The sequence below is a fragment of the Pseudomonas sp. GW822-FHT06B12 genome (genome assembly GCF_058799675.1).
This window is the reverse complement of sequence record NZ_JBXALR010000013.1, coordinates 163132-174063: the sequence shown is the minus strand read 5'-3', so window position 1 is coordinate 174063 and position 10932 is coordinate 163132. Positions and strand designations below refer to the sequence as shown.

General features: G+C 59.1%; 9 protein-coding genes. 4 read left to right on the top strand and 5 right to left on the bottom strand.

All coding sequences use genetic code 11. From position 1 onward, the window contains the following. Positions 1–112: 112 nt before the first annotated feature. On the bottom strand, positions 113–781 hold the full coding sequence (locus AC1RKH_RS24495) for a polysaccharide lyase family 7 protein (RefSeq protein ID WP_493063874.1): 669 nt from the start codon (positions 779–781) through the stop codon (positions 113–115). A gap of 322 nt (positions 782–1103) precedes the next feature. Here AC1RKH_RS24495 and AC1RKH_RS24490 point away from each other — a divergent pair, with 322 nt between their 5' ends. Genes AC1RKH_RS24490 through AC1RKH_RS24480 form a run of 3 tightly spaced genes read left to right on the top strand, consistent with a single transcriptional unit; the run spans position 1104 to position 4085 of the window. Next, the gene (locus AC1RKH_RS24490) at positions 1104–3227 is read left to right on the top strand and encodes a putative bifunctional diguanylate cyclase/phosphodiesterase (RefSeq protein ID WP_493063875.1); all 2124 of its coding nucleotides are present in this window, start codon (positions 1104–1106) and stop codon (positions 3225–3227) included. Between the two features lie 42 nt (positions 3228–3269). Next, complete coding sequence (locus AC1RKH_RS24485) at positions 3270–3761, top strand: M48 metallopeptidase family protein (RefSeq protein ID WP_493063876.1); 492 nt, start codon at positions 3270–3272, stop codon at positions 3759–3761. A gap of 27 nt (positions 3762–3788) precedes the next feature. After that, the gene (locus tag AC1RKH_RS24480) at positions 3789–4085 is read left to right on the top strand and encodes a winged helix-turn-helix domain-containing protein (RefSeq protein WP_493063877.1); all 297 of its coding nucleotides are present in this window, start codon (positions 3789–3791) and stop codon (positions 4083–4085) included. 108 nt (positions 4086–4193) lie between these two features. On the opposite strand, the gene AC1RKH_RS24475 is transcribed toward AC1RKH_RS24480, so the two are convergent. Beyond that, positions 4194–4646, bottom strand: coding sequence for a GNAT family N-acetyltransferase (locus AC1RKH_RS24475; RefSeq protein ID WP_493063878.1), 453 nt, complete (start codon positions 4644–4646; stop codon positions 4194–4196). Between the two features lie 265 nt (positions 4647–4911). Between AC1RKH_RS24475 and AC1RKH_RS24470 the strand changes: the two genes are divergently transcribed. Beyond that, positions 4912–5649, top strand: a complete 738-nt coding sequence (locus AC1RKH_RS24470; RefSeq protein WP_493063879.1) for a substrate-binding periplasmic protein — start codon at positions 4912–4914, stop codon at positions 5647–5649. A 151-nt stretch (positions 5650–5800) separates the two neighbouring features. On the opposite strand, the gene yccS is transcribed toward AC1RKH_RS24470, so the two are convergent. The 3 genes from yccS to dbpA all read right to left on the bottom strand — a co-directional run bounded on the left by yccS (position 5801) and on the right by dbpA (position 10903). Then, positions 5801–7984, bottom strand: a complete 2184-nt coding sequence (gene yccS, locus AC1RKH_RS24465) for a YccS family putative transporter (protein ID WP_493063880.1) — start codon at positions 7982–7984, stop codon at positions 5801–5803. A gap of 254 nt (positions 7985–8238) precedes the next feature. Continuing rightward, positions 8239–9417 (bottom strand): BaiN/RdsA family NAD(P)/FAD-dependent oxidoreductase, encoded by a 1179-nt coding sequence (locus AC1RKH_RS24460; protein WP_493063881.1) that lies wholly within the window; start codon positions 9415–9417, stop codon positions 8239–8241. Positions 9418–9565: 148 nt separating this feature from the next. After that, positions 9566–10903: an ATP-dependent RNA helicase DbpA gene (gene dbpA / locus AC1RKH_RS24455; protein ID WP_259740280.1), complete on the bottom strand. Its 1338-nt coding sequence runs from the start codon at positions 10901–10903 to the stop codon at positions 9566–9568. Positions 10904–10932 lie beyond the last annotated feature (29 nt).

Below are 10932 nucleotides of genomic sequence, written 5' to 3'. Positions count from 1 at the left end.
GAAACGCATTTGCATGTGTGCACCGACGAGATTAAATCCTCTCGTTTGATTCCGGTGCAACATACAAGGAGCTGCCGAAGGCTGCGATCTTTTCAGGGCGGGTGCGATCTTTCTACTTATCGTGATCAATATCCAGCTTGCTGAACGTCACTTTCCCACCTTCGCTGGTGTACCCGGTGTTGTCCTGCACATACACCCCGGCCTTGAAATACAGCGGTTTGTCACGCCAGGTGGCGCTGATCTGGGTATCCCATGAGTAGCCGGCGGCGCTGATGCCCAAGGCGCCGCCAGGGCTGAGGTGGATGAGGTAGGAGAATTCCTGATCCAGTTTCACCCCCGTGGCGATGGTGATCACCCGGCCAGCATCGTCGTCCGGGTGCATGCGCACCTTGGCGACGATGTTGCCGGTCGAGGTGCTGGTCTTGTACTGATACTCGACTTTCACCAACGGTTTTTGGCTGTTGTAGGCGTGGATCTGGCCGATGACGATTTTGCCCGAACTGGGCACCTGGTTCACCGCGAGGGTCGCGTGCAGCAAGTTATCGGCATCGGGGTAGAGCCAGTTGCGCAGGGTGCCGTTGCTGTAGGTTTCGCGCAGTTCGGTGCGAGGGTAAATTGCGTTTTCGGTGCGGGAGCCGGTCACCGGGGACCAGAAGAAAAGTGTGCCGGTGTCGGAGTGGAAGTATTGATCCTTGAAACCGTTCACCAGTTTGCCGGTGTCAACGGTGTACGGTGGGCTGCCGACAGGAACACTGAGGTTCCAGGTTGCGAGATCGATCATAATCAAAGCTTCCACGAATTCTAGCTGCACGCACGTGCCAGAAGCTCTAGCCCGCGCGTTAGAGGGCGATCTTTATAAGCGTAGAAGAGAGGCATGTTAATGCCCGTCTGGCGGATAACTGGCGTCAACCCTCTGTCGAATTGCCACCTTTGCCGGTCTTCAGTGCCTTTGGAGCTGACCGTTAGTCGGGAGTCGAGACTTTGGCTGAGTGATGGCGCGACGACACCTATTGCTTTTGCAGATCCGGGTCTAGAGTGAAGTCGCAGTATTTGTCCGGTTTTTTTCGACGGTACCGGCCTGACGTCACTACAAGAGAAGCAGCATGGAATGCGCGCAACCCAAGCCAGGTGAAGGCAGCTCAGTTCTTTTAATCGTGGATGATTACCCTGAAAATCTGATCAGTATGCGTGCGTTGTTACAGCGCCAGGACTGGCAAGTGATGACCGCGGCTTCCGGCTTTGAAGCCTTGAGCCTGTTACTCGAACATGAAATCGACCTGGTGTTGCTGGATGTGCAGATGCCAGGGATGGACGGTTTTGAAGTGGCGCGTTTGATGCGCGGTAGCCAGCGTACTCGTCTGACCCCGATCATTTTCCTTACCGCCAACGAACAGTCCCCGGATGCCGTGATCAAGGGCTATGCCAGTGGTGCGGTGGATTACCTGTTCAAACCGTTTGACCCGCAAATCCTCAAACCGAAAGTCCAGGCCCTGCTTGAACATCAGCGCAATCGCCGGGCCTTGCAGCGGCTAAGTCAGGATCTGGAAGCCGCGCGGGCCTTCAATGCCTCGGTGCTGGATAACGCCGCCGAAGGGATTCTGGTGGTGGGCGAGGACGGTCTGATCCGCTTCGCCAACCCGGCCATGTCGCGCCTGCTCAATGCGACGGTCACCGAATTGCAAGGCGCGGAGTTCGTCGACTTCCTGCAAAAACCACATGTGCCGGTGTGGGCAGATTCTGACATTTATGCCGGTTATCGCCGCGGTGAAACCTGGCGCGTGCACGATGCACTCCTGCGCACCGCGCCCGGCCAGCAAGTACCGGTGGCGCTGTCCTGTGCGCCGCTTCCGTCTGAACAGAAGGCCATGGTGGTGACCGTTCTCGACATGTCGGTGGTGCGCCATCTGCATCAGCAGTTGGAGTTCCAGGCTGTCACGGACCCGCTGACCGGGCTGCTCAACCGTCGTGGCTTCTACCAGACCGTGGAAAACCTGCTGTTGCGCGGTGAGCGTTCCGACAGCGCCTGGGTCTTGTTGTACCTGGACCTCGATGGCTTCAAGCGGGTCAACGATTCGCTGGGCCACGATGCTGGCGATCGGGTGCTGCGTTGGGTGTCCGAGCAGTTGAAGGCCTGTTTGCGGCCGTTCGACATTCTGGCGCGCATGGGCGGTGATGAGTTCACGGCGTTGCTCGACCTGGAGTTTCCCGAGCAAGCGGCGAAGATTGCCGAAAAGCTCATCGAGCGCATATCGATGTGTCAGGAAATTGAAGGGCTGGATGTGGCGCTGGGGGCGAGCATCGGTATCGCTACTTATCCCGATTGTGGCTCCAGCCTCGACGGTTTGTTACGCGCGTCCGATATCGCCATGTACGAAGCCAAGCGCGCCGGACGTCAGCAGTATCGCTTCTACGACCATGAAATGAATGGTCGCGCGCGTTCGCGGCTGATGCTCGAAGAAAGCGTGCGCACGGCCGTCGAAAACAAGGATTTCAACCTGGTGTATCAGCCCCAGGTGGCGATTGCCGACGGTCGCATACGCGGGTTTGAAGCCTTGCTGCGCTGGCAGCATCCGAGTGCCGGTGATGTCCCGCCGGGGTTGTTTTTACCGTTGCTGGAAGAAGCGCGGCTGATCAGTCGTCTCGGCAGCTGGATTTACCATCACAGTGCCAGGCAGCGAAAGGCCTGGGAAAACCTGTTTGCCGAGGATCTGGTGCTCGGTGTGAGTTTGAGCAGCACCCAGTTCGGTATGACAAACCTGGTCACCGAGTTGCGTCAGGTGTTGGAGCGCCACGACTTGCAGCCGTATCAGCTGGAAGTTGAAATCACCGAAGACGCCTTGATCCAAAATGTTGATGAGTCGCGTAAACAGCTGCGCCTGTTGCATCACCTCGGCGTGCGGGTAGCACTTGATGACTTTGGCTCGGGGCCGTGCTCGCTGGCCCATTTACGCGATCTGGAACTGGACACGCTCAAGCTCGACCGCCACCTGATTGCCCGGATACTCGATTCCCCACGGGATGCGGCGCTGGCTCGCAGCGTCATCGAGCTGTGCAAGCAATTCGGGATGCTGGTGATCGCCGAGGGCGTGGAAACCGTTGCGCAGTATCAATGGCTTGAGGCCAACGGTTGCCAGTATGTGCAAGGTTTCCTGGTGGCCAGGCCGTTGATGGCCCAGGATGCCGATAGCTTTGCGCAGCCGTTTGACTGGAGCGCGCTGACTGCCTGAATTCGCTACACTGGCGGCCTTTCGTCACTCTGTTGTTGGCCCATGACCACGCTCAAGTACCTCCAGGCTTACCCCGCTGCCTTGCAAGAGCAAGTGCGCCAGTTGATCGATCAGGATCGGCTGGGTGATTACCTGAGCCAACGTTACCCGGATAAACACGCGGTGCAGAGTGACAAGGCGCTGTATAGCTACGCGCTGGAGTTGAAACAGGAATACCTGCGCAATGCGCCGGCCATCGACAAAGTGCTGTTCGACAACCGCCTCGACCTGACCCACCGTGCCCTCGGCCTGCACACGGCGATCTCGCGCGTGCAGGGCGGCAAACTCAAGGCCAAGAAAGAAATTCGCATCGCCTCGTTATTCAAGGACGCCGCGCCGCAGTTTCTGAAAATGATCGTGGTGCATGAGCTGGCGCATTTCAAAGAATCCGATCACAACAAGGCTTTCTACAAGCTGTGCGAGCATATGCTGCCGGGCTATCACCAGCTGGAGTTCGACTTGCGGGTGTACCTCACCTGGCGGGATATGCAATAGCGGATCTTTTAAACATGGAGCAGGTGAATGGACGTCAGCAAAACCAAGAGCAGCTTCTACCGCCGCCTGTACGTGGCGTACCTGATCGACAGCGGGCTGGCCAGTAGTGTTCCGGCGCTGACCGAAGTGACCGGTATGCCGCGGCGTACCGCCCAGGACACGATTGCGGCGTTGGCGGATCTGGATATTGTGTGTGAATTCGAGCAGGAAGAGGGCGCGCGCAACCATGCGGGGCGCTATCGGATTTTGAGTTGGGGCGCGATTGATCCGCGCTGGATCGAGCAGCATTTGCAGCAGATCAAAGCGGTGCTGGAATACCCCTGAGACTTTGCGGTGTCGCGACTGACGCCATCGCGAGCAGGCTCGCTCCCACACTGATCTGTGGCACGACGAAGATCCCCTGTGGGAGCGAGCCTGCTCGCGATAGGGCCCTCAAGAACGGCGCATCCCGATATGCGGAATATCGTCCTCCAGATATTCCTCGCCCACCACGACAAACCCATACCGCCCGTAATACCCCTGCAAATGCGCTTGGGCCGACAGATAGATCGGCACTTCAGGCCAGTATTTTTCGGCCTGTATCAAAGCCTGACTCAGCAACTCGTGGCCCAGCCCCTTGCTGCGGGCTTCCGGTGCGGTAATCACCCGCCCGATCACCACGTCACCGCCCTGTGAAATCGGGTCGAGCAATCTCAGGTAAGCCACCAACCGCTCCCCGTCCCAGGCCATCAAATGGCAAGTGTCGCCGTCCAGATCCTGACCATCGATATCCTGATAAACACATTTCTGCTCGACAACGAACACCTCTGCACGCAATTGCAAAATGGCGTACAGCTGTTCTTTACCCAGATCGCTGTGGTGTTTGCAGACCCACTCAATTGTCATCTTCACATTCCTTGAACAACCTCGCTCCGATACTAAGCGTCCTGCCGCTGGATGTCTTGCGGCAGAAAAATCTGTGATAAAGGCCAAAATGCCATCATTCATTTCTCGCGACTCTGTCTTCTTTGTGTAATCTGCGTTGTAGCGGTTTGTTGTGGCTTCAATGAGCTACTGTTAGGACCGGGGTTGTGGCCGTGATTCGGTACACCGGCCTTCGAGTTTTGGCTAAAAACACGCTGGGCTGCCCGCCCGCTAAGGATTTTTTAGCATGCCGCGATTGCATCTAGCCTTTGCCTTGATTGGGTTGCTGTTGCTGACCCAGAGCGCCACAGCGGAGAAACTGCGTCTGGTGGCCGATGCCTGGCCACCGTTTACCGATGCCACGCTGGTCAATGGCGGGGTGGCGACTGATATTGTCACCACCGCGCTGGCGCGGGCGGGCTATGCCAGTGATTTCGAACAGGTGCCTTGGGCCAGAGCCTTATTGGGTGTGGGTGAAGGACGTTACGACGTGCTGGTCAATGCCTGGTTCAACGAAGAGCGAACCCACATCGGGCAGTTTTCCAGCGAATACCTGCTCAACCGGATACGTTTCATCAAGCGTAAAGACACGCCGATCGAATACAACAACTTGCAGCAATTGCACACCTATCCGATTGCCGTGGTGCGTGGCTACGCCTATTCGCCCGAGTTTGACGGCGACGTGGCCTTGCAGAAAGTCCAGGTGCACAACTTCCCCATGGCGGTACGCATGCTCGCCGCTGACCGGGTGAAGCTGACGCTGGAAGACGAATACGTTGCCCGCTATTACCTGGCGCGCGAATCATCCAAGGTGCGCAATTCCGTGGAGTTCCTGCCCAATCCTTTGAGCGAAAACAGCCTGCATATTCTGGTCAGCCTGAAGAACCCCGATCATGAAAAGATTGTCGCCGGCTTCGATCGCGAGATTGCGGCGATGAAGGAAGATGGCAGCTATGAGCGATTGCTCAGGCAGCATGGGATGTGAGAGTCGGGGTTGTGTGGTGTGGCGGATGACCTCATCGCGAGCAAGCTCGCTCCCACACTGGATCTGTGTCGGGCACAGAACCTCTGTACGCCGCCGAACCCCTGTGGGAGCGAGCTTGCTCGCGATGGGGCCCGCACTGTCACCACAGATCTCAATCCTCGCTCGTATCCTTGATCAAATGCGCCGCCAGCGTGCGCAACGGTCCCAATTGCCGGCAGATCAACGCCAGTTGGGTCTGCACCAGACGCTGACCTTCGTCGATCTCGTCGGGCATTTGTTCCAGCGCGGCGGCCAGGGTTTCTTCTTCGTCACTCTGAATCGCAATCGACAGTTTGCTCGCCAACCCTTGGGCGATTTCGTCGATGCTGGTTGCCAGACTGACGCCGGCGCCGTCGATCAGTTGTTCACGAACGTCAGCGGGTAGCTGGATTTCGCGGTGTGCGCCGAGGCCCGAGAGGTAGCTGAGCAAGGTGTGGGACAGCACCAGGAAACGGAAACCGACGTCGGCTTCTTTACGGAAATGCCCCGGCTCCATGAGCATGTTGGCCAGCGTGGTCGACAGCGCCGCATCGGCGTTGTGCGCATTACGTCGGGCCAGCCGATAGGCCAGGTCATCACGTTTACCGGCAGCGTATTGCTGCATGATTTGCCGCAGGTAAATGCTGTTGCAGGTCAGGGTGTTGGCCAGCACTTTGTTCAGCCTGCGGCCCTGCCAGTCCGGCAGGAACAGGAGTACCGCCAGCCCCGCAATCAGGCCGCCGAGCAAGGTATCGAGCAGCCTTGGCAGGAACAGCCCGTAGCCGTCGCCGACCTGGTTGAAGCAGAACAAAATCATCAAGGTGATCGCCGCTGTCGCCAGGGTGTAGCGGGTGGTGCGGTTGATAAAGAACACGACCCCGGCGGCAATCGCGAAACACGATTGCACCAGCGGGTTGGGGAACAGATCGAACAACGCCCAGGCCAGGGTCAAACCAATCGCGGTGCCAAGGATCCGCTGACCGAGTTTGCGCCGCGTGGCGCCGTAGTTCGGTTGGCAGACAAACAGCGTGGTGAGAATGATCCAGTAGCCTTGCGACGGGTGGATCAGGTGCACCATGCCGTAGCCGATGGTCAGGGCCAGGGGCAGACGCAGGGCGTGGCGAAACAGCAACGAGGTCGGCGTCAGCTGCGTACGCAGGCGCGTCCAGACGTCCTTGAGGTTGCGCGGTGAACGGTCGAGCAGGCTGCTGTCGGTGGCATCGGCCAGGCTGTCGGGGTTGCTCGCATCGCTGAGCAAGCGGTCAAGCGTGCCGAGGTTGGCCGCCAGCGCGCGCAACGAGCGCAACAAGCCGCGCCAGGCCGGGTTGCTCTGGATGCGCAGGTGTTCGAGGGAGGCGTGCAGGTCGCTGAGGGCTTCGGCGAAGCTGTCGTCGTAGACGAACGGCTGACGCATCTGGATCGACTCGGCCAATGCCCGGCAGGCTTTGCCTTGCTGGCGCAGCAGGCGTTGGCAGCGGAACAGCACGTCGCTGTGGAAGAAGGCTTCGGCCAGGGCGTTGTACGGATAGTGCGAAGAACTGGCGCGTTCGTGGATGTCCTGGGCGAGAAAGTACAGCTTCAGGTAGCGGCTGACTTTCGAGCCCGGCCGACCATTGCCGACCCGGTGCAGAATGATTTCCTTGGCCGCGTTGAGCGCCGCGACCACCCGGCCATTCTGCTGCGCCAGTTCCAGCCGTCGGGCTTCGACGTCCATCTGGCGGATCGGCTCGAACAGCGACGATTTGAGCTTCAGGTAAAACCCCAGTTCGCGAAACAACCGCGCCAGGCTCTGCTGCACCGGTTGGTTGGAAAACAGCGCCTGCCACAGTACCGAGAGCAAGCCGTACCAGGCCGCACCAGCCACCAGCAACACCGGCTCATGCCAGAAATCGGTGACCGCGCCACCGCGCTGGTCCACACCAATCATGGTGTACACCGACAGAATCAATGTCGCTGAGGCAATCGCGCCATAGCGTTCGCCTAAAGCGCCGAGCATGGTCAGGCCGAAGCTGGCCAGTGCCAGGGCGAACACGAAGATGTACGGGTAGGGGAACAACAACTCGACCGAGAACGCGGCAACGCTGAAGCACAGCAGCGTCACGGCCAATGCATTGAGCCGGCCCTGCCAACTGTCGTCGGTCTCGGCCAGGGCGCTGGCGATAATCCCCAGGAACAGCGGGATCAGCAGGCCCATTTCATTCTGGTACCAACACAGCACCATGGTGCCGGTCAGGGCGATGAACACCCGTACGCTGTAGCTGAATTTATCCAGCGCCCAAAGGCGACGCAGAGACTGACGAAACGAGGTCGATGACATGAAGTGCGGAGGCCTTCCGGGGCAATGCAGCTAAATTGAGCCAGTAATGACGACGACGCAATGGCGCCGATCACATCTGACAGCAAAAACTGTTCCTTCCTTGGTGTGATTGGTCTCGGAATACAATTCGAAAAACACAGCAGATCCATTGTGGGAGCGAGCTTGCTCGCGATAGCGGTCTGGCAGTCAACATTAATGTTGAATGTACTGGCCTCATCGCGAGCAAGCTCGCTCCCACAGGTGTTCGGTGTTTGTCAGACGTACTGCGCCGCTGCGTAACCCGAGGCCCAGGCCCATTGGAAGTTGAAACCGCCCAGGTGACCAGTGACATCCAGCACTTCGCCGATGAAGTACAGGCCGGGGCTTTTCAGCGATTCCATGGTCTTGGACGAGACTTCATGGGTGTCGACGCCGCCGAGCGTGACTTCGGCAGTGCGATAGCCTTCGGTGCCGGCCGGGACCAGTGTCCAGCTCGCGAGTTTTGCGGCGATATCGGCCAACTCGGCGTGGGTGTACTGCTTCATCGGCTTGGAGACGAACCAGCTGTCGGCCAGCAGGTTGGCCATCTTCTTGGTGAAGATCTCGCCGAGCAGGGTTTTCAGTTCGCTGTTCGGCCGCTCGACTTGCTGCTGTTGTAGCCAGCTCGGCACGTCGTGGTCGGGCATCAGATTGATTTCGACTGCGTCACCGGATTGCCAGAATGACGAAATCTGCAAAATCGCCGGGCCGCTGAGGCCACGGTGAGTGAACAGGATGTTCTCGCGAAAGCTCTGATCGTTGCAGCTCACCAGGCAATCCACCGAAGTGCCGGACAGCTCGGTGCACAGCTCTTTCAGCTGATCAGTGATGGTGAACGGCACCAGGCCGGCGCGAGTTGGCAGCAACTGGTGGCCGAACTGCTTGGCCACTTGATAACCGAAACCGGTGGCGCCCAGGGTTGGAATCGACAGGCCGCCGGTGGCGATCACCAGCGATTCGCAGGTCAACTGGCCCAGCGTGGTTTCCAGCAGGTAACCGCTTTCGAGTTTTTCGATGTTCTGGATCGAAGTGTCCAGGTGCAGGTTGACGCCGACCTGATCGCACTCGTCGAGGAGCATGCCGAGGATGTCGCTGGATTTGTTATCGCAGAACAGCTGGCCGAGCTTTTTCTCGTGGTAGGGCACGCCGTGCTTGGCGACCATCCCGATGAAATCCCACTGGGTGTAGCGCGCCAGCGCGGATTTGCAGAAGTGCGCGTTTTGCGAGAGGAAATTGCCTGGTTCGGTGTACATGTTGGTGAAATTGCAGCGGCCACCGCCGGACATGAGGATTTTCTTGCCGGCCTTGTTCGCGTGGTCGAGCAACATCACCTTGCGCCCGCGCCCGGCGGCGGTCAGCGCACACATCAACCCAGCGGCGCCAGCGCCAATGATCACGACTTCGGTAGAGCGCAAAACGATGTCCTCACACAAATTTTAAATTCACCGGTGGACCAATGTGGGAGCGAGCTTGCTCGCGATGGGGCCAGTACATTCAACATTGATGTTGTCTGTCAGTCCGCTATCGCGAGCAAGCTCGCTCCCACAGGGATATGCGGTGTTCTTACAAAATCCGTACGCGCAACGAGCGGCCTTTGATCTTGCCGTCGTTCAGGCGCTGCAAGGCTTGCTTGGCGATCCCGCGTTCCACGGCGACATAGGCCTGGTAGTCGAAGATCGCGATCTTGCCGACCTGGGCGCCTGGAACACCGGCATCGCCGGTCAGTGCGCCAAGGATGTCGCCCGGGCGAACCTTGTCTTTACGGCCAGCGCCGATGCACAAGGTGCTCATGGCCGGCAGCAACGGAGAGCCGCCCTGGGAGGTCAGGTTGTCCAGTTGATCCCAGCTCAACGGCGACTTCTGCAGTTGCTCGATGGCTTGGGCGCGATGGGCTTCGGACGGCGCCACCAGGCTGATGGCGATGCCTTTCTCACCGGCACGACCGGTACGGCCAACGCGGTGAATGTGGATTTCCGAGTCGCGGGCCAGTTCGACGTTGACCACCATGTCCAGCGCATCGATGTCCAGACCACGGGCGGCGACGTCGGTGGCGACCAGTACCGAGGTACTGCGGTTGGCGAACATCGCCAGGACCTGGTCGCGATCACGTTGTTCCAGGTCACCGTGCAGACCAACGGCCGAGATGCCTTTGGCAGTCAGGTGGTCGACGGTTTCCTGTACTTGCTGCTTGGTGAAACAGAACGCGACCGTGGATTGCGGACGGAAATGCGCGAGGACTTTGACCACTGCGTCCATGCGTTCTTCCGGCGAGATTTCGTAGAAACGCTGCTCGATCTGCGTGTCGTCGTGGAACGCCTCGGCCTTCACTTGCTGCGGGTTACGCATGAACTTCGACGCCAGCTGCTTGATGCCCACCGGATAAGTGGCGGAGAACAGCAGGGTCTGGCGACGCTCAGGGCACTGGGCGATGATTTCTTCGATGGAATCGTAGAAACCCATGTCGAGCATGCGGTCGGCTTCGTCGAGGATCAGGGTGTTCAGGCCATGAAGCACCAGCGAGCCCTTGCGCAGGTGCTGCTGGATGCGCCCCGGAGTGCCGACGATGATGTGCGCGCCGTGCTCCAGCGAGCCGATCTGCGGACCGAACGACACGCCGCCGCAGAGGGTCAGCACCTTGATGTTGTCTTCGGCACGGGCCAGACGACGGATTTCCTTGGCAACCTGGTCAGCCAGCTCACGAGTCGGGCAGATCACCAGTGCCTGGCAGCCGAAGAAGCGCGGATTGATCGGGTTCAGCAGGCCGATACCGAAGGCGGCGGTTTTGCCGCTGCCGGTCTTGGCCTGGGCGATCAGGTCCATCCCCTTGAGGATCACCGGCAAGCTTTGCGCCTGGATCGGCGTCATCTGGGCATAACCGAGGGAGTCGAGGTTAGCCAGCATGGCGGCGGACAGCGGCAAAGTATTAAAAG